Annotated in this window: 26 protein-coding genes; 22 read left to right on the top strand and 4 right to left on the bottom strand. The window is 29.8% G+C overall.

What is annotated here, in order from left to right:
- Positions 1-139: 139 nt before the first annotated feature.
- The 5 genes from CLVI_RS10855 to CLVI_RS10835 all read left to right on the top strand — a co-directional run bounded on the left by CLVI_RS10855 (position 140) and on the right by CLVI_RS10835 (position 5,312).
- Complete coding sequence (locus tag CLVI_RS10855) at positions 140-1,249, top strand: sensor histidine kinase (RefSeq protein WP_106060157.1); 1,110 nt, start codon at positions 140-142, stop codon at positions 1,247-1,249.
- Entirely contained in the window at positions 1,246-1,866 is a 621-nt protein-coding gene (locus CLVI_RS10850) for a response regulator transcription factor (RefSeq protein WP_106060156.1), read from the top strand. The genes CLVI_RS10855 and CLVI_RS10850 overlap by 4 nt, the downstream gene beginning before the upstream one ends.
- A gap of 241 nt (positions 1,867-2,107) precedes the next feature.
- Positions 2,108-3,037, top strand: coding sequence for an ABC transporter ATP-binding protein (locus tag CLVI_RS10845; protein WP_106060155.1), 930 nt, complete (start codon positions 2,108-2,110; stop codon positions 3,035-3,037).
- A 12-nt stretch (positions 3,038-3,049) separates the two neighbouring features.
- Positions 3,050-4,198: an ABC transporter permease gene (locus CLVI_RS10840; protein WP_106060154.1), complete on the top strand. Its 1,149-nt coding sequence runs from the start codon at positions 3,050-3,052 to the stop codon at positions 4,196-4,198.
- On the top strand, positions 4,191-5,312 hold the full coding sequence (locus tag CLVI_RS10835; RefSeq protein WP_106060153.1) for an ABC transporter permease: 1,122 nt from the start codon (positions 4,191-4,193) through the stop codon (positions 5,310-5,312). The genes CLVI_RS10840 and CLVI_RS10835 overlap by 8 nt, the downstream gene beginning before the upstream one ends.
- Positions 5,313-5,441: 129 nt before the next feature.
- Here CLVI_RS10835 and CLVI_RS10830 read toward each other — a convergent pair whose 3' ends face one another.
- From CLVI_RS10830 to CLVI_RS10820, 3 genes are all read right to left on the bottom strand, one after another.
- Entirely contained in the window at positions 5,442-6,338 is an 897-nt protein-coding gene (locus tag CLVI_RS10830; protein ID WP_106060152.1) for a Gfo/Idh/MocA family protein, read from the bottom strand.
- 126 nt (positions 6,339-6,464) lie between these two features.
- On the bottom strand, positions 6,465-7,628 hold the full coding sequence (locus CLVI_RS10825) for a hypothetical protein (RefSeq protein ID WP_106060151.1): 1,164 nt from the start codon (positions 7,626-7,628) through the stop codon (positions 6,465-6,467).
- 109 nt (positions 7,629-7,737) lie between these two features.
- Positions 7,738-8,052, bottom strand: a complete 315-nt coding sequence (locus CLVI_RS10820) for a hypothetical protein (protein ID WP_106060150.1) — start codon at positions 8,050-8,052, stop codon at positions 7,738-7,740.
- Positions 8,053-8,280: 228 nt separating this feature from the next.
- Here CLVI_RS10820 and CLVI_RS10815 point away from each other — a divergent pair, with 228 nt between their 5' ends.
- The 17 genes from CLVI_RS10815 to cysK all read left to right on the top strand — a co-directional run bounded on the left by CLVI_RS10815 (position 8,281) and on the right by cysK (position 24,159).
- A complete protein-coding gene (locus CLVI_RS10815; protein WP_106060149.1) occupies positions 8,281-8,823 on the top strand; it encodes a lysozyme inhibitor LprI family protein in 543 nt (180 codons plus the stop codon).
- Between the two features lie 4 nt (positions 8,824-8,827).
- Entirely contained in the window at positions 8,828-8,965 is a 138-nt protein-coding gene (locus CLVI_RS18065; RefSeq protein WP_341458754.1) for a lysozyme inhibitor LprI family protein, read from the top strand.
- A 186-nt stretch (positions 8,966-9,151) separates the two neighbouring features.
- On the top strand, positions 9,152-10,087 hold the full coding sequence (locus tag CLVI_RS10810; protein ID WP_106060148.1) for an N-acetylmuramoyl-L-alanine amidase family protein: 936 nt from the start codon (positions 9,152-9,154) through the stop codon (positions 10,085-10,087).
- A gap of 24 nt (positions 10,088-10,111) precedes the next feature.
- Positions 10,112-11,257 (top strand): sensor histidine kinase, encoded by a 1,146-nt coding sequence (locus tag CLVI_RS10805; protein WP_106060147.1) that lies wholly within the window; start codon positions 10,112-10,114, stop codon positions 11,255-11,257.
- Entirely contained in the window at positions 11,258-11,902 is a 645-nt protein-coding gene (locus CLVI_RS10800) for a response regulator transcription factor (protein WP_106060146.1), read from the top strand.
- An 88-nt stretch (positions 11,903-11,990) separates the two neighbouring features.
- A complete protein-coding gene (locus CLVI_RS10795; RefSeq protein ID WP_106060145.1) occupies positions 11,991-12,926 on the top strand; it encodes an ABC transporter ATP-binding protein in 936 nt (311 codons plus the stop codon).
- An 11-nt stretch (positions 12,927-12,937) separates the two neighbouring features.
- On the top strand, positions 12,938-14,029 hold the full coding sequence (locus CLVI_RS10790) for an ABC transporter permease (RefSeq protein ID WP_106060144.1): 1,092 nt from the start codon (positions 12,938-12,940) through the stop codon (positions 14,027-14,029).
- Positions 14,020-15,084, top strand: coding sequence for an ABC transporter permease (locus tag CLVI_RS10785; protein WP_106060143.1), 1,065 nt, complete (start codon positions 14,020-14,022; stop codon positions 15,082-15,084). The genes CLVI_RS10790 and CLVI_RS10785 overlap by 10 nt, the downstream gene beginning before the upstream one ends.
- A gap of 139 nt (positions 15,085-15,223) precedes the next feature.
- A complete protein-coding gene (locus CLVI_RS10780) occupies positions 15,224-15,823 on the top strand; it encodes a TetR/AcrR family transcriptional regulator (RefSeq protein ID WP_106060142.1) in 600 nt (199 codons plus the stop codon).
- An 86-nt stretch (positions 15,824-15,909) separates the two neighbouring features.
- Positions 15,910-16,224 (top strand): hypothetical protein, encoded by a 315-nt coding sequence (locus CLVI_RS10775; RefSeq protein ID WP_106060141.1) that lies wholly within the window; start codon positions 15,910-15,912, stop codon positions 16,222-16,224.
- Positions 16,225-16,453: 229 nt separating this feature from the next.
- Positions 16,454-16,792, top strand: a complete 339-nt coding sequence (locus CLVI_RS10770; protein ID WP_106060140.1) for a PadR family transcriptional regulator — start codon at positions 16,454-16,456, stop codon at positions 16,790-16,792.
- Position 16,793: 1 nt separating this feature from the next.
- Positions 16,794-17,486 carry an RNA-binding protein gene (locus CLVI_RS10765; protein ID WP_106060139.1) on the top strand — a complete coding sequence of 231 codons (693 nt, stop codon included), beginning with the start codon at positions 16,794-16,796 and terminating at the stop codon, positions 17,484-17,486.
- A 151-nt stretch (positions 17,487-17,637) separates the two neighbouring features.
- Positions 17,638-18,333, top strand: coding sequence for an ABC transporter ATP-binding protein (locus CLVI_RS10760; RefSeq protein WP_106060138.1), 696 nt, complete (start codon positions 17,638-17,640; stop codon positions 18,331-18,333).
- Positions 18,333-20,561, top strand: a complete 2,229-nt coding sequence (locus CLVI_RS10755; protein WP_106060137.1) for an FtsX-like permease family protein — start codon at positions 18,333-18,335, stop codon at positions 20,559-20,561. Before CLVI_RS10760 ends, CLVI_RS10755 begins: the two co-directional genes overlap by 1 nt.
- Before the next feature lie 76 nt (positions 20,562-20,637).
- Positions 20,638-21,240 carry a zinc dependent phospholipase C family protein gene (locus CLVI_RS10750; protein ID WP_106060136.1) on the top strand — a complete coding sequence of 201 codons (603 nt, stop codon included), beginning with the start codon at positions 20,638-20,640 and terminating at the stop codon, positions 21,238-21,240.
- A gap of 192 nt (positions 21,241-21,432) precedes the next feature.
- Entirely contained in the window at positions 21,433-22,872 is a 1,440-nt protein-coding gene (locus CLVI_RS10745) for a DEAD/DEAH box helicase (protein WP_106060135.1), read from the top strand.
- A gap of 354 nt (positions 22,873-23,226) precedes the next feature.
- The gene (gene cysK / locus CLVI_RS10740) at positions 23,227-24,159 is read left to right on the top strand and encodes a cysteine synthase A (RefSeq protein ID WP_106060134.1); all 933 of its coding nucleotides are present in this window, start codon (positions 23,227-23,229) and stop codon (positions 24,157-24,159) included.
- Between the two features lie 245 nt (positions 24,160-24,404).
- Here the strand turns inward: cysK and CLVI_RS10735 are convergent, their stop codons facing one another.
- On the bottom strand, positions 24,405-24,689 hold the full coding sequence (locus CLVI_RS10735; RefSeq protein ID WP_106060133.1) for a hypothetical protein: 285 nt from the start codon (positions 24,687-24,689) through the stop codon (positions 24,405-24,407).
- Positions 24,690-25,056: the final 367 nt, after the last annotated feature.

The following is a 25,056-nucleotide window of genomic DNA, read 5'->3' as shown; positions in this document are numbered from 1 at the left end:
TCCAAGAACATACTCATCAGTAAAATTTAAAAAAAGCCTGTCCTTATTTTAATTGATAAGGAGAGGCTTTTCAGTTATTATATAATTATAGAAAAAATAGTAATAATTGCATATATAAATCCTTTAAAGGAGGATAGAAATGAATAAGACGATAACTCAATTGATGCTTGTAATGGCAATGGTTGGAATATTAGATGTAACACTTTTAGGATACCAAGATACAGGTGTTGTTTTGAGAATAACCTGTATTGTTGTAATTTCTATTCTTGAATTGCTAAATAGTATTTTTAAGATTAATGGGAAAATTATAAATTGTATTCAACTTATAAGTACTCTAGCTCTTATGAGGTTTGGATTTCAGGGAATAGATTTTTTGCTACCTGTAATAATATTCAAGATAGTTAAGAATAAAATGAATGTTTTTTCTAGCATTGTTATAACTATAGGGATAACAGCGTATTTATCTCAAGAAAATTTCTTTTATATGGCTATATTTATCATAATTATTAATTTATATCTATATGAAGTAAAGAAGAAGTATGAAGAGAACCTGGAGACCACTGCTTTCAATAGGGGACAGCGGTATGAAAGTCACCTAATGGAAAATAAAGTTAGAAATTTAGATAGGTACCTTGAACAGAATACTATTGTTACAAGCCTTAAAGAAAGAAATTTTATGGCACAAAAACTTCACGATCATTTAGGACATAGAATAACAAGTTCTCTCATGCAACTAGAGGTAACCAAGGAAACCTTAGGCAAAAATGATGAACTGTCTAAAAAATATTTAACCTCTGCCATGGAGAATCTTAGAGAAGGAATGGATGAGATTAGAGAGGTTTTAAGATATGTAAAACCTAGAGATAAGGTTATGGGCATTGAGAATATAAAAGAACAATTAATAAAGTTTGAGTATAGTACAGGTATAAGGACAACTTTCAATATCGATGGAGATACCAATAAACTGATATTGAAATTATGGATGGTAATACAAGACAACCTTAATGAGGCTTTAACAAATGCTGCTAAATATTCAAATGCAGATAGAATTAAACTCTCAATTTTTATATACAATAAGATAGCTAGAATAGAATTTAGAGATAATGGCAATGGGTATAAAATATTGAATAAAGGGTTAGGACTTGAAGGTATTGATGAAAGAATAGAAATGGTTGGTGGAAGAGTGGAATATTATAATGATAAAGGTTTTGTAATTAATATGATTTTAAATTTGGAGGACAAGATATGAGCATTAAGATACTAATATGTGATGATGATAGCCTAATTAGAGAAAGTTTAAAAATACTTTTACCCCTTAAGGGAGATATTGAGGTAATTGGTGAAGCATCTAATGGACAAGAAGGAATTGATTTTTGCTTGGCAAATGAAACTGATGTAGCTTTAATTGATATTCGAATGCCTATTCTTAATGGGGTGGAGGCTGTTCGTGAAATTGTTGAAAAGACAAAAACTAAATGCTTAGTCTTAACTACCTTTGATGAAGAAGATTATATTAATCAAGCTCTTTCATATGGAGCTAAGGGATATATACTAAAGAATAATTCACCGGATGAAATAGCAAATTCAATAATTTCAGTCTACAATAATACAATTGTTATAAATGAGAATGTTCTAGATAAGTTTCATGGAAAGGAATCAGAGCCTGCAATAAGTAAATATAATTTTACAGATCGGGAAAAAGATATAATTAAAGCTCTAAGTGATGGGCTATGTAACAAAGAAATTAGCAAGAAACTCTTTATCTCTGAAGGAACAATAAGGAATTATATTACTGTAATACTAGATAAGACAGGGTTAGATCATAGAACGGCATTGGCTGTTAATTATTTAAAAGGCAACCTTTAAGTAGTTGAGAGGGGGAAGTTTAAAATTGAGAGTTAAGGAATAAAAGCTTTTAGGCTTTTAGAAAATATATGTTTAAGAAATTACGGAGTAATTTCATCCTCTAACTTTCAACTTTCCACTATCAATTCTCAATTAGAAAAAAGTTACAATTGTAATATATAAAAGGTGATTTTCCTAACTATTGGAAAATCATCTTTTTTCATATACTATTAGTATAAAGAAGAATTAGGAGGCAATTATTATGAAGATGTTAGAAATAAAAAAGCTTTATAAAGATTATGGAAATCAAGTGGCTGTTGATGGAATAAATTTAAAAATTGAAAAGGGACAGATATACGGACTCCTCGGCCCAAATGGTGCAGGTAAAAGTACAGTTATTGGGATGATATGTGGACTTATTAAAAAGACCTCAGGTGAGGTGATTTACGAAGAAGATACTAATAAAATAAGAAAATGGAAGGAAAATATAGGAATAGTTCCTCAAGACTTTGCAATATATTGGGATTTAACTGCTGAGGAAAACATTAGCTTCTTTTGTTCTTTATATGGATTTAAGGGACAAGAGCTTAAGGACAGAACAACTAAGACTTTAGAGTTTGTTGGACTTACAGATGTAAGGAAGAAAAGGGCGTCAGAGTTTTCAGGTGGTATGAAAAGAAGACTTAATATTGGATGTGCAATAGCTCATTCACCAAAGCTTATTATAATGGATGAACCAACAGTAGGTATTGATCCACAATCTAGAAATCATATTATAGAATCTGTATTAAAACTTAGAGATGAGGGTGCCACAATAATATATACATCCCACTATATGCAGGAGGTTGATGATATTTGTGATAGAATTGCAATAATTGATAAGGGACACATAATTGCAGAGGGAACAAGTGAGGAACTTAAAAATCTAGTAGAGGATAAGAATACCTTAAACTTGACTGTAACAAAAAAGATTGAAGGGTTAGAGGCTAAACTTAATGAAATTACAGGAGTTCAAAAAGTTACATTCCTAGATGATGAATATAAGATTTTAACATTAAGAAGCAGCAATTTAATATCAAATTTAGTATCTGTTGTTGCGCTAAATGGTGGAGATATAAAGAATATAGTTAATGAGGAACCTAGCCTTGAAACAGTGTTTTTAGCTTTAACTGGGAAAAAACTTAGAGAATAATGGGGGGATAATATGTTTTTAGTAATGTTAAAAAAGGAATTTAAGCAGCTTTTAAGAAACAAAAAAAACCTTATACTTATGTTTGTTTTCCCTATAATCTTAATTACTACCTTGAGTGCAGGGTTAAAAAGTATGATGACTTCACAAGATATATTTGGATCAGGGGATGAATATTCAAAGGTATATTACACCATAGAGGGTGAAACAAAATATGAAGCAGGTTTCTTAGATTTTAAACAAGGTCTTGAAGATGCTGTAAATATTAAACTTGAGGAAACATCTTCCTTAGATAATGTTAAAGAGGATGTTGATGAATATGATGCTTTAGTTCATATAAATGTAAAAGATGGTGGATTTGAACTTTATTCATCAAAAAACGGGGAAAAAATGAGAACAAAAATATTTAGAAGTATTTTTGAATCAGTTCTTAATGAATATGCAGCCTATGACACTATAGGTGAGTATAATCCAAAGGCCTTTACAAATTTAGTGCAGAATAAATATGATGAGTATGTGGTTAAAAAGGATGTAGATGGAGTTCGAGATATTACTTCATCAGAATATTACACCTTCGCAGAATTAGCTTTAATTATTTTTTATGTATCAGGTATAGTAGCTGAATCGGTTTATAAAGAAACACAACTTACAACAATTAATAGAATAAGACTATCAAGGATGAAAGAAAGTTTTTTAATAGGTGCTAAGGTTATTAGTGGAATTATAATAGCCATATTGCAAACTTTATTAGTTTATGTTTATTCTACTTTAGTTTTAGATGTAACCTGGGGAGATAATACCCTGAAATTTATGAGTATGTTTCTAGCTTTTGGAACTTTTGCTTCCGTAATAGGAGCTATTATTGGACTTGTTGCAAAAAATGATAGTACAGCTGCTGGAGTATTAAGTGCTGTAACGATAGTAATATGTTTCCTCGGAGGCTGTTATACTCCACTAAGTATAATTATTGGAATGTCACCAATAAATAAATTAATGTATTTTAGTCCTATTTACTGGATAAATACAGCTATAGGCAGTTTGTTATGCGGGATAGAATCTAATGCTTATGCAATTGCTTTAGCCGTTCCATTAGGATTATCAGCTTTATGCTTACTTTTCTACTTTGGAATTCTAAGAAATAAGGGAGGGCTTGCAAATGATTAGAATAATGAAAAATACAGCTAGAATACTATTAAAGAGAAAAAGTTTTTTAGTTACAACCTTCCTTCTTCCAATTATATTAATCTTTGCTTTCACAGGCATGGAAAGTAGTACTTCTACTTTAAAGGTGGCAGTTATAAATAAGGATAGTGGGGAATTTGGTGAAGAAATTGAACAAAAATTATCTGAGCTTGATGGAATAACCATAGTAGAACTTGAGGATGAAGATTATATACAAAAATTAGTATATCATCAATTCGAAATGGTAATTACAATAGATGAGAATTTCACAGATAGTATTCTTAAGGGCGAAAAAAATGAAATTACTTACGAAACAATAGCAAATACGGATACTGAATCTGTAATAAAAAGTGTCTTAGAAAGTGAGGTATCTGCCCTAGCTAAATTAAGCAATAATATTGATATTAAAGGGGCGGGAATAGATAAGGTTATAACAACCTTTAGAGAGTCACAACCTGAATACGAAGTTCTTAATGAAAAAGATGTAAAACCAAGTATAATGACTTCCCTAGGAATGATATTTTACCTATTATTTATTTCAGCAGGCTTTAGTTGTGGCTTCTTATTAGAGGATGAGAGGGAAGGTACAAAGGAAAGAGTTCTTATGGGAAAGGTTAGTGAAAAGAAATATTTTGCTGGACAATGTGCTATATTCTTTCTTTTCACTGCAGTACCAGCCATAGAGTATTATGCTATATGTAAAATATTTGATTATGAGTTTGGATTTGATAATACCATATTGCTATTACTTCTTGCACTTTTGATGTCTTTACTAGCAGTTGTATTTAGCATAATGGTAGCTTCAGTTGTAAAAAACAAGTCATCATTCACCGTTATAATTTCAGCATTAACTGTACCTATATTTATGTTAAGTGGTTCCTTCTGGCCTTATGAAATGATGAGTGAAGGATTACGAAAAGTAGGGGATGCACTTCCACCGAGATGGATATTCATGGCAATAGAAAAATTGCAAGCTGGAGAATCAGTAACATCAATACTTCCTATGGTAGGAGGAATGATTTTATTATCAGTTTTCTTCTTCTTATTAAGCGTATTTTTTACTAGAAATAAGATTACCTTAATTAAGGATAATTAGATATCTAGATGATACCTATGTAGTGGGACTAAAGTAGATGAAGAAGATGGTTGTGAAGAAAAATTAAAGAAGTGGGGAGCACAGCTCCCTACTTCTTTCTCTTTTTATTAGATAAAAACCTACTCCATTCTATAATAATTCTAAGATTTTCTCGCAAAGCTCATGACTTTTAATAGAATCTTCTAATGGTTCATAGAAAACATTACCAGAAGCTACTTCATTTATAAAACCTTCAATTGTAGGAGTAAATCCTCTTTTATAAAGGGTATTTTCCCAATCACCAAATTCTTTAATTGTAGCAATATTTTTTTCATATAATGTAGTTTGAGTAAGATTTTTAACTACAGCTTTTTTACCAGAGACCATCATCTCAATATTTTCTTCATTAGCTCCGTTGTCTCTATTCATAATTGCGATGGCTGTGGTAGTAGAGTTAGACAACTTAACCATAATATTTTTAAGTCCATTATCATCCTTTAATCCATTTACTGTTATATCTTTATAATCATCACCCATTAAAAACCTTACAGTATCTAAAACATGAATAAAATCATCATATAGAAAGATCCTTGGATCCATTGAAGATGATACTCTGTTTTTTTGCATAATTATAAGATCTGCAGTCCCCAGAGTCTTTAGTTTATTAACCATTGGAGCATTTCGTCTATTGAAACCAACCTTTAAAATTTTGTTGTTTCTTTTTGCAATTGAAGATAATTCAATAGTTTCATCTAAATTATAGCTTATAGGTTTATCCACATAAACGTGAATTCCATTTTCTAAAAGTGTCTTGCAAATAGAGTAGTGAGTTTCTGTTGAACTATGCACAAAGGCACAATCTATATTTTTTTTCAGAAGTTCTTCCACCGTAGTTACAGATTCATTAATTCTATATTTCTTGCTAATTTCTTTTCTAGTATTTTCATTACGAGTACATAAAACTATTTCTAAATCTTCCATAGCAGTTATAGCTGGTAAATATGCTTTTTTGCAAATATTACCTATTCCTATTATTCCAACTCTCATAATATCCTCCTAGTAGTTAATTATCCTATACTTATATAATAACAGATTTCTTAAAGCATCTATAAAAATATAAAAAATTGCTGTCTAAAATAATATTAGACAGCTTTTTAGTTGATTTCATAAAAATTATTTATTATTAGTTCTATGCCATTGACTGTTCATAATGGCATGATCTTCTTTAAAGGAAATTTCCCCTGTCCATTTATATGTACTAACCCAAAGCTTCCCTGGCATAGGTTGCCAAGCTTTTTTAGGGGTAAAAGTAATTTTAATTTTGTCAGCTTGTCTTTCAATTGAATAATTTCCGCTTAAAATCCCTACTTTATTATCTGCATTTAAATAAAAGTTACCATTAAGTTTTATTTCGTCTTTCAAGGCTTTAATATCAGGAAGGGCTGGATTAAAGTTTATACTCATAATTTTAGAGCCTACAATATTTTTAACACACCTAACTTCATAGTAATCTTCATTTTTATCAAGAAGATATGTACAATTATTAGCTAATACTTCAGAGCTTTCAATAGGTACAGGCTCTAACACTCCATTAAAATTATGATTCCATTCTCTAATTAAATTATTAAAAGAATATCGTAATAAATATACCCTTTCAAGATCACATAATAGAGGAAGCTTTTTTGGTTCAAGTTTTCTATTATCAATTCTAATAGAAATTTCAGTACCCTTTTGTTTTACCATATTAAAATCTTTCAAATAAACCATAGGAAAAAACTTAGGATCTTTAATACCACTTCCTACTGGAGCAATTAAACCAAAGTTATTAAGAATATTAGTATTTTCTTTTATATCATATTCAATGTGCCTTCCTAATTTATCTATAAAAGAAAGGGAAGCATTTAAACCTTTATATCCATACTTTAAATTTGCTTTCAGTGATTCACATGGATAAACGGCCAGAGAATTGAACATCTTACAGTAATCCTCGTTCACAATATTTGTTTCTGGAAGAGAATAAACATCAACATGAGAAAGATCTAAGTTAGATACAAGAGCTACATATTGAAGTTTATTATTTCTAAAAACTTGCTGAAGTTCTATACCAGAGTAGTGTTCATCACCTTTAAAATCAACTAAGCAAAGATTTTGCACATCAACTCCATGTGAGTCTTTAGAACTAAAATCTATTAAAGGATAAAGTATATCTCTTTCTTTATTTTCATAAATCGCTATAGGGAAATTCACTTTTTCTTTGTTAACAATATTTTGAGACAGACTATTTTTAGGTGTCATAGAAATGGGACAAATTTTTGATAATAATTGTTTTATAGTCATAGGGACCTCCTTAATATAATATCTATTTTTAACTAAAACAAAGCCCATATCTTAATTTACATTGTAATTAAAGATATAGGCTATATTATTGATAATGTTTTTATAGCATTTAGTTTTTACAAGGTCTTAATTGTACTATTTGAACTGGGAACCCTCGCCATGAACCTGTTCTTGGAAGCATTGAATATTTCTTCTTATCTACAAGAAATTTAGGATAACCTTCCCCCATTTCAATTATCTCACATTCTTTTCCTTGATCTTTTAATTTCTCATATACAGCATAAGCCATTTCATTTGTATTGGTAGACAATTCATCTAATTCAACAGTTATCCCCCTAAGATTATTATATCCTGTAGTAAATAAACCCAAGTAAAACATCATTCCGAGCAATAGTAGTATTACTACTACACCTATTATTCCCATGTGTTAACACTCCTTTATAATTAATAGTACTAAGTTATTATATGTTATAGTTGTTAACTATAATTAATTATACCAGATAATGGAGAAAATATTTCTTGTTTTTAGGTTAATTTTCATAATAAAAGAGAATTATGATTGATGAAAGGTTAGGCTTTTCATAGGATAATTAAGGGTAAACTTGAGAAATTAACAATATCATGGTATAACTTTAAGAAGGGAGGTGGCAAAATGAAGAGAACTTTATGTGTATTTTTAATAATGTTGGTATCGTTAACGTTGATTTCATGTGGAGATAGTGAAGATAAAAAAGCAGTAGATAAAAGTACAACAACAGAGGAAGAAGCTGTAACTTCAGACACTGAAGATGCGAAGGACACTACAGTAGATAATGAAAAGGTAGAAAACAGTGAGAAACAAATATACATAGATAAACTTGATAATATAAATGCTGGTTTAACGGATTTAGATATGTTATATAAAGGAAGTGCCACAGACATGAAAACAGCAGTAAATGAAGAATATACAAGGTGGGATAATGCCTTAAATGAAATATATGGTGTAGTAAGAACTAAATTGTCCACAATTGAGATGAGCAATTTAGAAAAGGAAGAGTTCCAATGGATAAAGGACAAGGAAGCGACAGCAAAAGAAGCGTCTTCGAAGTTTAAAGGTGGAACAGCAGAAATATTAATGTATACAGAATCCTTAGCTAACACTACTAAGGATAGAGGTTATGAACTAGTTCAAAAATACATGACAGAGTTGGCGTAATGAAATATACAGTGTACTTAAAACTCAATTATCTACAAATGACATGAGTAATTTAGAAAAGGAAGAGTCCCAATGGATAAAGGATAAGGACGCTAATGCAAAAAAGGCATCCTTAGAATTTGAGGGAGGAACAGCAGAATAATTAGCATATACATCATCATTAGCTGCGACTACTAAGGCTAGATGTTATGAGCTAGTTAATAAATATATGAAATAAAAAAAGTACATCAGCAGTAATGCTTTTGTACTTTTTTTATTGACAAATTTCCCTTTCAGTTTACACTTATATATAGAATATAATTTAGAAAAACAGTAGAGAGGAAGAACAATGAAGAGAGCAATGAAGAGAACTAAATCAACTAAAAGGAGAAATATAATTACCCTAGGAATAGTAGCAGTTATTTGTTTAATAATGATCTTCTACTTTAAAAATCCCAAAGTAGAAGATGAAACCTTTGTAGTAGCACAAAATGATGAAACTACATTAACATTGACTTTGGCTAAAACCTTGGGGGGCGCTTCAAATTCTATAGATAAAACAATAGTGGTTATCAAAGAGGAAGTTCAGACAACACAAGTAGAGACACAAACAGCTCAAAGGGATACAGTAGTTAAATCTGAAACTAAAGCGGCTAAGACAGGACGAGTTATAGTAATAGATGCAGGACATTCTCTAAATCCTGCTCAAGGGACAGAGGCACAAGCTCCAGGCTCAACAATTATGAAGGCAAAGGATGTAAGCGGTGCTTTCTCAACTAATGCTGGATATGGAGAATATCTATTAAATCAACAAATAGCAGATTTATTAAAGGTTGATTTAGAGAAACGTGGTTTTACAGTTATTATGACTAAGTCAAACATAAATCAAAGCATGGGAAATATTGCACGGGCAGAAGTTGGAAATAATGCTAACGCAGACCTTGTTATTAGAATACATGCAGATTCTTTTGATAACTCAAGTGCAAAGGGAGCTTCAATGTTAGTCCCTGCTGCAAATAATCAATACACAAGTGCTATTTCACAAACTAGCAGCAAATATGGACAAACTATTTTAAATTCTTATACTTCAGTTAATCCTCTAAATAATAGGGGCTTAGTAGTAAGTGATACCATGACAGGCTTTAACTGGTCAAAGGTGCCTGTGGTACTTTTAGAAATGGGTTTTCTATCTAATAGTGGAGATGAAGCATATTTGATTAATGCAAATAATCATGGGAAAATAGTAGATGGAATTAGCCAAGGAATAGTAAATTGTTTTGCATAAACAAGAAAAAGCAGGGAGAAAATTATGAATAAAAGTAGAGAATTATTAAGTATAAGATACATTTCTATAATAGTATTATTTATGGAAATATTCATAAATAATAATGATATAAAATATATTGCAGTTATATTTGTATTATTTCTTACATTAAATAATCATCTTAGAATTTATTATATAAAAAATGAGATGCTTATGATATTATCTTTAGTTCTAGAAATAATATCCATTGGAATAGTACACAGTTTCTTTGGGGGAAATATAATTTTTTATCTATTAGGAATAATCATAGATACTTATACAATAAGAGCTAAAATATTAAGGATGGGCCTTTTAGGGCTAGTTTTTATTGCGGTTGCAATTAATTCAGAAATAAGTGGAACTTCTTTAACAAATCTAGTGGTATTAACTTTAATTTATATATTTCTTTATTATATTGAAGAGCTTTATAAAAGTAAATTGGATGCTCAAAATTTATATGACAAGCTTAAGGTATCAGAGGAAAAACTAATAGACGTTAATGAAGAACTTGAGACTTACGCAGATTCTGTAGAACAGCTTACTCTTCTAAAAGAGAGAAATAGAATATCAAGAGATATACACGATAGCGTAGGACATGCACTATCAACTGCCATGATTCAGCTCTCAGCCATGGAATCCTTAGGAGATACACAAAGTAAAATCATGGGAGATATGGCTGGAAGTCTAAGGGGATTCATAAATGAAAGTTTTCAAGATGTTAAAAGAGCAGTTAATGAACTAAAACCTGACAAATATGAGAATTATCAAGGGCTTTTTAGACTTCAAGAAGCTTGTAAAAGTTTTGAAAAGTTATCTGGAATAAAGGTAAAGACTATAATTTCAAAGGGAGAATGGAACTTAAGTACTAAGCAATTGCAACATCTTTATAGAATAACTCAAGAGGTATTGTCTAATGCTTTAAGACATGGTAAAGCAACTAAAGTCAATGTTGTTATGAATTTTGTAGAAGATGAATTTGTAATTTCCTTGAAAGATAATGGTAATGGTGTAGATAAAATAGTTGAAAGTGGTTTAGGATTAAGAGGGATAAAAGAAAGAACTATGGAAATGGGTGGTTTTGTAGATATGAAATCTACTGTAAATGAGGGCTTTTTCATAAAGGTAGTTGTACCAAGGGAGAGGGAGATATAGATGGATAAGATAAAACTTTTAATTGTTGATGATGAAAAACTTATACGAGAAGGTATCAAAATAATGATGTCCACCTTTCTAGATATAGAGGTTGTAGCATTAGCAGAAGATGGGTATGAAGCACTAGAAATTTGTAAAAGAACTCCTGTAGATATAGTTCTTATGGATATTAGAATGAAAAAATGTGATGGAGTAATGGGAACAAGACTAATAAAAGAGCAGTTCTCAAAAATTAAAGTCTTAATTCTTACTACCTTTAAAGACAAGGAATATATTCAAGATGCTTTGAAATATGGTGCCTTTGGATATCTTCTAAAGGATAGCTCCTATGAAGTGATTTATGAAGGGGTTAAAAGTGCCTATATGGGTAACATGGTAATACATCCAGAGGTAGCAAAAGAATTTATAGTAGAAAATGGATCTAATTTTAAAAAGAAAAACATAGAAAAGTTCAATTTATCTGAAAAGGAAGTAAATATAATAGAAGCAATTGCTAAAGGATTTACTAATAAGGAGATAGCAGAAGAGTTATTTCTTTCAGAAGGGACAATAAAAAATAATATTACAAGTATTTTTGCAAAACTGGCACTTAGGGATAGAACTCAAGTAGCTATTTTTGCATTTAAAAATGGAATAGTGGCTTAAGTCATTCCTAGTAGTGACTCCAAGATATGTTAAAACCTCCTGGAATATCTTATTATAATAGTAAGATAATCTTTAGGGGGTTTTTAATATGTATGCAGTTGAAGTAAAAAATGTATCAAAAAGATTTAATGATAAACTTGTATTAGATAACGTTAGTTTTCAGGTTAAAGAGGGAGAAATCTTTGGCTTTATAGGACCAAATGGAGCAGGGAAGTCCACTTTAATTAATATAATAACAAATATTTTAGCACCAGATAGTGGTGAAATCAAGGTTTGTGGTATTGATGCCGTGAAAGATTCCTTAAAATCAAAGGCTTGTATAGGATTTGTACCCCAGGAACTAGCTTTAATTGAGGAACTAAATGCAAAGGATAACTTAGAATATTTTGGAGCTTTATATGGTCTTAAAGGGGCACTATTAAAAGAAAGAATGAAGGAAGCTTTAGAGGTAACAGGATTAGTTGATAAAAAGAAAGAAAAGGTAAAGAAATATTCAGGTGGTATGAAGAGAAGATTAAATTTAGCCTTAGCAATTATGCACCATCCCAAGGTTTTAATTTTAGATGAACCAACTGTTGGGGTAGATCCTCAGTCAAGGCAGCATATATTTGATTTTGTGAAAAGGATAGGCAAGGAATGGGGAACTACAGTAATGTATACCTCTCATTATATGGAGGAAGTAGAGGAACTTTGTGAAAGAGTTTTCATTATGGATTTAGGTAAGGAAGTAGCCTATGGAAATAGAAACGAGGTTAAAGCCTCTGTATTTCCTAATAATAAGGTTGTTATTGAAGCAAATTATATAAAGGCTGAAAGTTTATTAAAGCTTGAAAAGATTAAAGGTGTTATTAAGGTAACAGATACAAGGGATGCGATTACTTTAACTATAGATGATAATTTTAAGCTTGCTGGATGTTTAACTCTTTTGGAAGCCGAAGAAATAGATATTAAAAAAATAAGCTATGAAGAGCCAAAGCTTGAGGATGTATTCTTAAATCTAACAGGAAAAACTTTAAGGGATTAGGGGGAGACAATATGAAACTTTTTATGCATTTAAAAATAACATTTAAAGGAATGATTAAAAATGGAGTAGCTACAGTATCTATGTTTATTCTTTTCCCTGTAATATTAGCTGGCTTTATGGGGTTCTTAAATGATAGTATAGGCGAGAATCCATTAAAACTAAAGCAGCTTGATATTAAGGTAATGGATGAAGATAATAGTAGTTCTTCACTGGCTTTAATTGATTTTTTAAAAAGTGAAGATATTAATGAATTAATTAAAGTAACAGATGATGGAGATGCGGATTTAATAATTTCAAAAGGTTATGAAGAAAGTGTACTAGCCCAGGAGAACAATAAAATTAAAATAATCGAAAAAGAAGATGGCCATATGGTTATAAGTACTTTAAAGGTAATCCTTGATAATTATCATAAAAATGTTTATATGTCCATATCTGGAGGTAATTTAGAAGAATTAAATAAAATTAATTCAGCAAAGATCATAGAAAATACAATGATTGATTCTAAAGAAGATATGAATTCTTATGAAATAATGGCTTCAAGCATGAGTGCCTTTGTAATTAGTATGTTGATACTTACATTTATTCAGGGAAGTTATACGGATATCTCTAAAAACTTAGATAGGAGGATTAAAGCTACGCCTATAAGTCGAGTAAGGTATTTTATATATGATTATATAGCATTGTTTTGTTATTCATTTATAATAGTACTTTGCTATACCACGTTCTTTAGATTTGCTGGAATAGCCTTTAGGGGTAATCCTCTAAGTCTAATTGCAATAGTCACAACTGCTGCAGCTCTAATTAGTTCTTTAAGTAAATTTGTTTATTATTTGTTTGGAGAAGTATATGGAAAAGTAGTTGGAATGGCTTTGTTTATTTTGCCTGTTATAGGAATGGAAATGTTCACAGGAGAAGAAGTAAATGTAATAGCAAAGTTAGCTCCTACCCACTATATTTCTAAGGCTCTTGAGATGTTTAATTTAAATGGAAATATTGCAGAGGTAAAAACTGAGCTATTAATAATTATAGGAGTTTCATTACTACTATTTACAATAGTTGTGATAAAAGAAAGTTTAAGTAAGGGGGCAAAGAAATGCGCTTAATACAACTTACCATTATTCAAATGAAGCAATATTTAAAGAATCCAATGATTCTGATAATGGGATTTATATTCCCAACATTAATATTATTAGGTATATTTGGCTTTGAGCATGGATCAGATGAGAAAATTGGAGTTATTAATAATGATAACTCAGAGATTTCGATTAGCTTAATAGATAAACTTTCAGAAGAATATAATGTAAAAGAATATAAAGGGACTCTTGAAGATAATATGGGACCCATAAAAGATAATGAAGTAGGAGCAATGTATGTGATAAATGAAGATTTCTCACAACTACTTCAAGAAAGAAAAATTCCAAAGATAAGTTGCTACAAAAAAGAAGAGCAGGCAGGATCAATAAAAGCAGAAAGTATTATAGATACCTTTGTTAAAGGGGATTTAGAAGAAAAGACAGAGGTTGGGTTAAGTAATAGTTACATTGAAACTGTAATTGAAAAGGAAGAAGAGTCTGATAAAGAGAAGTTTCTAGCATCGTTACTTATGATATGTTATTTTATGCTTTTAGATTCTTCATTCATTATTGATAATATTTTAAAACTAAAGGCTGCTAAAGTTTTAAGAAGAAGCATAGTTACACCTAACTCAGATCGACAAATTCTTGGAGGAATATTTGTTGCAAGCTTTCTAATTCAATGGATTTTAAGTTCACTAGCTTTTATAATAGTAAATGCAGTTATATCCTTTAAAAATGTAAATATTCCTTTAAGCTTTTTGATTATAATGTTATGCAGTCTAATTTGTACATCTATAGTTATTGTAGCCACAAGGTGGCTGAAAAATCCTGCTATAGCAGGTTTTGCTGTAATTATGCTAGCCATTGTGTCAATAGGTCTTGCTATGATAGGATCAAATTTAATGGATATTTCAAATGCACCTGAAATACTTACTAAGGTAACTTTAATATCACCATTTTATTGGTTAATGCAAATTGCAGGTGGAGATCAAATTTTAGTTGGAATTGTAGTACTAATTCTAGCTTCAGCAGTACTCTTTACAGCGGGAACATTTAAACTTAGAGATTTTGTTAAAGAATAAAAATAAATAATAAAACTTGGTATATTGAAAAAAATTCATAGTATTATGCTATGAATCTTTTTGATTGTAAATTAATATTATTGTATAATACATATATGAACAAAAGATACTTTAGAGTTCTAAATATGGAGGCAGTTATATGGGAAAAGCGTTCACAGATAGAGAAAAAGAAATTATATATAGAAAGCTAATAGAAGTTGGATCGCTTAGTATAGCTAAGTCTGGATTCAAAAAAACATCTATTGAAGATATAGCTAAGGAAGTTGGAATCTCAAAGGGAGCGTTTTACACTTTTTTTCCATCTAAAGAGGTTTTCTTCTTCAAATTAATGGAAGTCTTAGAGAAGGAAGTAAAAAGTGAGTTCGCTTCTGTATTTCCAAAGGATAGAAGTAACTTTAAAGATGATATAGTAAATAATATTTATGAGTTTATCTGTAGTGATAAGATTGTAGAAATAATAGATATTATAAACTGTGGGGAATTAGATAATATAATGAAAAAATTACCTGATAATGAAATGGAAAAACATCTTAATAAGGATCGAGAAGATATAGTTGAATTTTTTGAGCCAGTTAAGGATATGATGAATCTTAATACTCTAGATATAGAATATATTATGGGAATGGTAAGGTTAATATTTTTTAGTCTTATTCATAAAAAGCAGATTGGAGTGTCAGTTATAGAAAAAGTTATCCGGACTCAAATTAAATCTATTGTAAATTATATAGTTAACATTTAGTCGACGTTAGACCCTGTAAAATAATGATGAAATTGTATAAATATCTAGGTTCAGAATCACTATAAACTAAGAGGGGTGGTGGTATTATGATTAATATATTTATACTATTAATAGGTATCGTCGGTTTGTGCATTATTCTTTATGCAATAACAAGAACAGAAACAAATTTCGATATGTATAAATATGCTTTAAAATCAAATAGTAAAATTGAAAATAAGAAGGGATTTATAACAGCTTACAAAATTAGTTCTTTAATAGTAGGATTTTTATTATTAATATTAAGTTCTTTAACTTATGCCCAGGTATTTTCTATTAAATATGCGGGTTTATATTTTCTTTTAGTAAATTTATTAAAATTTATAATGAGAATATTTATTCAATTTAAATATTCTAAAAAGTAAGGGACATTTGAATTTATTAATATATATAGTAACTTTTCTTATATGCTCAAAATTTCCAATATAACTAAAATCACAAAAGCTATTGACATATAATAGAAATGAATATATTATTTAAGTAGGTACTATGTAAAACATAGTACCTACTTAAAAATTAGACTATTATGTATTACAAAGTAGAGAGAAGTTTTTTTGAAATTACTACTATGTATTGCATAGTAAGGAGGACTATATGCAAAATAAATCACAGCTTTTAAAAGGAGTATTAGAAGGCTGCATTTTAAAAATTGTTAAACATAAAGAAGAGACTTATGGATATGAAGTAGTAACAGAAATGAGAAGCTTTGGATTTGGACAATGTACTGAAGGAACAATTTATCCAATATTAACTAGATTGGAAAAACGAAACAGTTTAAAGTCAGAAAAAAAAGAATCCCCCTTTGGACCCCAAAGGAAATATTATTCATTAACAGAAGAGGGTGAAAAAGAACTTATAGAATTTCATAGTACATGGTTAGAATTCAAAGACTTTGTTGATGGAGTTTTTAAGAATTATGAAGGAGGAAACTAAAATGAGTAAAATAAAAAATGAAATAAAAACTAATTATGAAAATATGATGAAGGTTGAAGAAAAATATCAGGATTTAGTAACTGATATTGTTTGCTACATTAGGGTTGAATTAAATGAAGAAGATGCAGAGGAAGCAATAAACGATATAAATGACATTCTTTTAAGCGCTCAAGATAGAGGAGAAGATTTATACGAGGTAATAGGAGACTATCAGGTTTTTTGTAAAGATATAATCGCTTCCTATAAAGATGGTGTTAAAGGATATGAGCTTAAAAATTTGAAAAGTTATATCCCTATAGTAATAGGTGGATTAATATTTTTTATCGCACTTGATATTGTCTCAAATTTCCCCTATGGGCAGATTAGTTCGTTGAAGGACATATTAGGGGTAAAATATAGCTTAACATTAGCGCCAATAATGACTTTTATAGTGGCCTTTGCTGTAGCTATAGGTGTTTTTAATTTTATTGCTAAAAGTTCATCTGGAAGAAAAAAGAGGAAAAGAGATAATGTTATATTTCTTTTAGGATATTTATTTATTATTGCTATTTTAGTTGTAGTAGGAATAGTAGCAAAAAATATAGAAATAATTACTTTGAATAGCTTTGGAATCGGATATATACTGGCAATTATTATTGTTATTTCTGGAATTGGCCATATGATTTATACTTCAATAAAAGCAACTCGGAAATAATGTAGGGAAAATTACAAAATCCTAAGGAGATAAAATCTCTTTAGGATTTTTTTTAATATCCAATTAGTATTTACAAAGTGGAAAATATAACCTATAATGAATCTATGACTTAATAAATTAATTAGTCATAGAGTGAATGGGGGGATTTGAAATGATAAATATAAAAGGATTAAATAAGCATTATGGTGAAGAAGCTGCACTTTTCTATGCATTGAAAGATATTGATTTAGAAATTAGCAAGGAAGAATTTGTAGTTATACTTGGTCCATCAGGTTCAGGAAAATCAACCCTTTTAAATATAATAGGGGGAATAGATAAGGCTGATAGCGGAGAAGTAAATATATATGGTAAAGATATTTCAAAAGTTAGTGATAAAGAATTAACTAAATATAGAGGAGCTAAAATAGGATTTGTATTTCAGTTTTATAACTTAATTCCTAATTTAACAGTTGAAGAAAATATAGAAGTGGTTTCAGACATTTCAGAAAAACCTTTTGAGATAGATTATGTTCTTAAAGCTGTAGGAGTATTAGATCAAAAAGGAAAATTTCCAAAACAACTTAGTGGAGGTCAACAACAAAGAATAGCAATTGCCAGAGCTTTAGTAAAAAATCCTGAAATATTACTTTGTGATGAACCTACAGGAGCATTAGACTATAAAAGTTCAAAGGAAATATTAACTCTTTTAAAGGAAGTTAATAAGAAATTCAAAACTACTGTTATAATCATTACCCATAATAATGCTATTGCTCAAATGGCAAATAGGATTATCAAATTAAAAAGTGGCAAAATAACTGAAAATAGGATTAATGATAATGTAATCTCTCCGGAAAGGATTGATTGGTAATGATATTAAATAGGAAGATAAAAAGAAATATCAAAATTCATAAAACTACCTATATAGTTGCAATTGCCCTTTTAATCTTATCTACAGGACTATTTACTATGTTTAATATTGGTGGGCCTGTAATTAAAGATAGTATCAAAAACTTTAAAGATGATTATAAAGTGGAGGATGCTTACTTTACAACTGCTTTACCAATTTCCGATATGCAGCCTCTAGAAAACATGTTTGATTTGAATATTGAGAAAATGGAATGGAAGGACGTTAAGGTATTAGATAAGGTTACTTTAAGAATATATAAAGAAAGAAAAAATATTAATCTTGTTCAAATAACAGAAGGGGAAGCACTTTCTAAATCAAAGGATATAGTAATAAACAATGATTTTTATTTAAAGAATAATAAAAACATTGGTGATTCCATTGATATAAATGGAGAAGAGTACAATTTGAATGGGAAGTCTGCTACTCCGGATTATATATATATGCTAGAAAATAATACATCTCTATTTTCAAATAAAGAAACCTTTGGGGTAGCTTTTATTTCTGAAGAAGATTTTAAGGAGATAGATAGTCCAAGCATAGGTTATTCTATAAGATTAAATAAAGATAATGAGAGTGAATTTAAGGAGTATATAAAGGAAAATTATTTTGCATTAAGCTGGGTTGAAAGAAAAAATAACACAAAGATTAATGCCATTGATGGAGATATAAATGGAATGTTTGCCTTGGGTCAGTATCTGCCAATTGTCGTAGTTGTACTAGTGAGCTTACTTATTTCTATAGTTATATGGAGACTTGTAAAGAATGAACTTACAGAGCTTGGAACTCTTTATGCCTTTGGATACACGAAAGCAACTCTTACAAAACATTACATGGTTTATCCAATTTTAGTATCATTAATAGGAGCCTTGCTAGGACAAATACCTGGAGTAATGCTAGCAAATTCAATAAAGGCAGCTTTATCAGTAGAATACAATCTGCCGATTATTATAGTTGATCCAGATATCAAGATAATAGTATTATCTATATTAATTCCAATAATAATTATAGCTCCAATAAACTTTATAGTAATATCAAGAGCGTTAAATCATTCCGCAGTGGATCTGATGAAAGGAAAATTGAAGGAGGAAGGGCCAAGTTTCTTAGAAAGAAAAATACCTCTAAAAGGTTTAAGTTTTTCAATGAAGTATAAAATTAAAGAGGTCTTAAGAAATTTATGGAGAACTGCATTAACAATTAGTGCTATTGTATTTTCAGCTATGTTATTATTCTTCGTTTTTGTTATGAATGATTCTATGGAGAGAATTGTTAAACAAGGATATGAAGATTCATATAAGTTTGATAATCTTTATATGCTCTCAAATATGAGTATTGAAAACAGAGGTGGAGAGAAATTTTGGAATTTGCCTGTTATGTCATCTAACAATAATGATGAGGAGATAAAATATACTTTAGAGGCAAGGGAAAAGGATAGCACTCTATTAGTATTAAAGGATGCAGAAGGAGAAGTTTTATCCTTTGATAAAAATATTGTTTCTAAATCCTTAGCTAAGAAATTAGGGGTAAAAGAAGGGGATACACTTAAGCTTAAAAGTGAACTTGAAGATTCAACTTTTGAAATTGAGATAGAGAAGATAGCTAATTCATTCCTAGGAGACAAGTTATATATATCGCTAGAAACGCTTTATAGGGAAACAGAAATCCCTAAAGATAGCTATATAGGAATAGTGTCTAAAGAGAAAATTGAATTTCAAGAAGGACAGCTTGCAAGTAGTACAAGTAAAACTGCAATGGTGGATGGAATTAAAAGTATGATAAGTCCTTTGAAATTTATAATGTGGATGATTGGAGTAATTGCAGCTCTCATTGGAATTGCATTAATATATGTAATAATAACTATGGTCATAGATGAGAACAGACTTAATATATCTATGTTTAAGATAATGGGATACGATGATAAAAGATTATCAAAAACAATATTAAATATTAATGATATTCTTATTGTTTTTGGATATTTAATTTCAATACCATTAAGTAAAGTAGCAATATCAGCCATGTTTGCAGAAGTTACAAAAGATATGGAGTTCTCATTACAAGCTATAATATCTCCATTATCAATGCTAATTGTATTAATAATACTAGAGACAATGTACACTTTAACAAAAGCAATTTCTAAAAGAAAGATATTAAGTATTCCAATGGATGAAGTTTTAAAAAATGGAAGAGAATAAACTATTAACCTAACCATAATTCGCTCTTAACTTGCTAGATGTAAAATAAAAGAAAAAGCCGGGGAGTGGATTAATTATGGATACTTTGCTTCATGGAAAACTAGGGTATGTTTTAGGAAAAGAACTTAAAGAAGATTATAAGGATATTAGCATAGGATATTTTATTTATGGGAATATACTACCTGATTTAAGTCCACAGCTTAGATTATCTATGCATACAAAAAAGAAAGACTGGAAATATGTGCTGAAGTTAATGGAAGAGTTACTTCTTAAAAGCCACAAATTAAGTATTAGATCTAAGTCCATTAAATTTGGAATTATGACTCACTATCTATGTGACTTCTTTACTTTTCCACACAATGATGGGTATACGGATTCAATTATTCAACATGAGATATATGAGCAACTTCAAAGAATAATATTTTGGAATAAACTTAAAGATATATGGAAAGAATTTGAGGAGGATACAAAGGTTAAGCTTAGAACTTTTCAAGATATAATAGTTTATATTGAAGATATGCATATCATTTATAATAACAATAAAAGTGATAAAAAGAGAGATTTACAATTTATTAGTATTTTAGTTAGGGTAGTATCCCATTCCTTATTAGCATTAATGAGGGGGGAGACTAAGGAGGAAAAAGTAGCTCCTATTTTATTGAATGCTAGTAGCTTATAGATATCAAATTAATTTATAGAAGGGTGTTGAGAAATGAGTTTTAAAATAATTCATGACAACAGCCTTTTTTAAATTATGAAGGTTTTTATAAATTTAGGAATAATATATAATACACCTCTGATAAAATATTAAAGACATTTATTATTATAAATTGTATAATAGAAAATAGACTAAAGATTAAGGAGAATAAGAATGAATAATTTTAACGAATTTAACTTACAAGAGGAAATAGTAAAAGCATTAGAAGCCTTAGAATATACAATTCCGACTAAAGTTCAGGAACAAGTAATTCCAAAGGCGTTATTAGGTAAGAACTTAACAGTACAAGCACAAACAGGTACGGGAAAGACCGCATCCTTTGTTATACCTTTATGCGAAAAGATAAGTTGGGAGGAAAATTCTCCTCAGGCATTAATTCTTGCACCAACTAGAGAACTTGCAATTCAAATTTGCGAGGATGTTAAGAATATTGGAAGGTTTAAGAGATTAAAAGCAACTGCTGTTTATGGAAAATCTCCATTTAGAGATCAAGCAAGGGAGCTTAAGAGCAAAACTCATATTGTTGTTGGAACTCCAGGAAGAGTACTTGACCATATAGACAAGGGGACTTTTGATACTAAGGACCTTAAATACTTAATTATTGATGAAGCTGATGAAATGCTTAATATGGGATTCATTAGTCAAGTTGAAGACGTAATTGAAAATATTCCTAAGAAAAGAACAACTATGGTATTCTCAGCAACTCTTCCAGATGAAGTAGCAATGCTTTGTTCAAAGTATATGGAGAAACCTGTGAATATTAAGATTGAAAGTGAAAGCTTAATAACTAATGAGATAGAGCATTTCGTATATAGATCTAGAGGTGATGATAAGCTAGAGTGTTTTAAAAAGCTTTTAATTAAAGAAAAGCCAGATACAGCAGTAGCTTTCTGTAAAACAAAAGAGAATGTAGAGTTAGCTTATCAATTTCTTAGAGCTTTAGGATATTCAGTAGGTAAAATTCACGGAGGTATGCTTCAAAAGCAAAGAATCGAAGCTATGGAAGGATTTAAAAGAGGTGACTTTAGAATATTAATAGCAACTGATGTAGCTGCAAGAGGTATTGATGTTGAAGGGATAACTCATGTAATAAATCTTGATATCCCTCTAGAGAAGGAAGCTTATGTACATAGAATAGGAAGAACCGGAAGAGCAGGTAAGAAGGGTAAGGCAATTACCTTTGTTACACAATTTGAAGATAGATTTTTAAAAGCAATTAATGAATATATTGGATTTGAAATTGAAGAGAGAGAAGTCTTTGAATTAAAAACAAATAAAGCTGAAGAAGAAGTTGCTGTTGCATTACTTAAAAAAAGTGGTGGCAAGAAAGTTGAAAAGGCTAAGAGCATTAATAAGGATATAACTAAGATTTATTTTAATGGTGGCAAAAAGAAAAAGCTAAGAGCTGTAGATTTTGTTGGAACCATTTCTAATATAGAAGGCGTTTCAGTTGATGATATTGGAATAATAGAGATTCAAGATGCTGGATCTTATGTTGAAATATTAAATGGCAAGGGAAAAATTGCTCTTAATGCTCTTAAAAAGATAACTATTAAAGGAAAAACATTAAAGATAGAAATCGCTAGAAAATAGGAAATATATTATGTTAAAAGCAGGATTAAAGTAAAATTTAGTCCTGTTTTTTTAGTGTGTTTAACATGGGCGTGCACTAAAGGAAAAATGAATTCAGACCCAATATCAAAAGACACATTAATTTTTAATGAACCAACCTGTACCGAACGGTATGAACAGTGGTATGAGAGGACGCTAAAAAAATATAATTATTTAGCTCATAGTCGATTTTAGTATACTAGTTTGATATAAATCAAGCATATATATATAGATGCAAAAAAAGAAATAAAAGGTGTTGACAAAAGATACTGGTAAGAATATACTAATACCATAGTAAACATATAAGAAAGAAAAAATTCTAAGGGGGAAATTAAAATGGCAAAGATTTATAAAAATATAACAGAACTTATAGGAAAGACACCACTCGTGGAATTATCTAATTATAACAAAAATAACAACTTAAAAGGAATTCTTATTGGAAAGTTAGAATCTTTTAATCCAGCAGGAAGTGTTAAAGATAGAATAGCTAAGGCTATAGTTGATGATGCTGAAGAAAAGGGATTATTAAAGAAGGGTTCAGTAATTATAGAAGCAACTAGTGGTAATACTGGAATTGGTTTAGCATCAGTTGCAGCAGCTAGAGGATACCGTGTAATATTAACTATGCCTGAGACAATGAGTGTTGAAAGAAGAAACTTATTAAAGGCATATGGTGCAGAGCTTGTGTTAACTGAAGGCGCAAAGGGAATGAAGGGAGCTATAGCAAAGGCTGAAGAGATTGCAGCAGAAACAAAGGATTCATTTATTGCACATCAATTTGAAAACGAAGCAAATCCAGCAGCTCACAGAGCTACAACAGGCCCTGAAATATATGAAGATACAGATGGAAAAGTTGATATCTTTGTAGCTGGTATTGGAACTGGTGGAACTATTACTGGAGTTGGAGAATATTTAAAATCTAAAAACCCAAATGTTAAAATAATTGCAGTTGAACCAGCTGGATCACAAGTGCTTGCTGGAGGAAATCCTGGACCTCATAAAATACAAGGTATAGGAGCTGGATTTGTTCCAAATACTTTAAATACTAAGATATATGATGAAATAATCGCAGTAGAAAATGAAGATGCTTTTGCTACAGGTAAGGCATTATCAAGAAGCGAAGGATTATTAGTTGGAATATCTGCAGGCGCTGCAGTATATGCTGCAACTGAACTTGCTAAAAGAGAAGAAAATGCTGGAAAGTTAATAGTAGTATTATTACCAGATACTGGTGAAAGATACCTATCAACTCCATTATTTGCTGAATAAATTCTTATTCTAAAATAATAAAAAACACCCTTACCTAGTTGGAAATTGATTATAACTCAATTTCACTAGGAGGGGTGTTTTTGTGTATATGGTTAAGTATTTTTATATGTATATGAGTTCCAAGTATTAGCAACACAGGATTAATTACGCAGAAACCATAGAATATTGATTATAGATAAAATTGTGGTAGAAGCCATTTGAGGTTTCCCTTATTGAATATTTAAAGAAAATTGCTAAGTAATGTTTTAATTCTTATCTTTAGAATTTTTAATAGCCATTACTAATGAATTAAATATATTACAAGGAATTACGCCAAGAAAAAGAGCAAAAGCACCGACTAATAAATTTAACTTTATTTCGTAATGCTGATTTACTGCAAGTATAGTAATTATAATAGAAAATACAACTATACTTATTGAATATATTCTAATCATTATTTTCTGAATACGTAATTCCAAGTAATGCTTACTTTTTAAAAAACTTATTGTATAAATGGTAATGAGTGCTAATAAATATAATATGTAAATCATATTCTATCTCCTTTTAAATACAGTTATGTTATAAATAATAACAGAAAGTTAGGATTATTTATACTATAAATAATTTTTAAGACTGACTGAAAGGTTGGTTTTTTGTTGTTTTACATGAACCTCTTATACTTCAAATTCATGGTATAAGTATACCATAAATTAGTAGCAGGAGCTGGTTACGTATTTTTAGGCTTAATGGATTTAATTGATAAAATGAGATTCACGGTATGTGTGTTTATTTGTAAGCGGTTAATAACTCGTCACGTTGACAGTCATTAACCGCTTATTTTCAATCCTTTTTATTTAAATAGCATTCAGCAGGAAGATTACTCCATGGAAATAGTGATTTAAATAAATCTGGATCATT

It is taken from the genome of Clostridium vincentii, assembly GCF_002995745.1.
Taxonomy (GTDB): domain Bacteria; phylum Bacillota; class Clostridia; order Clostridiales; family Clostridiaceae; genus Clostridium; species Clostridium vincentii.
Note: the sequence above shows the minus strand (reverse complement) of the source record. Positions and strands in the feature narration are given on the sequence as shown.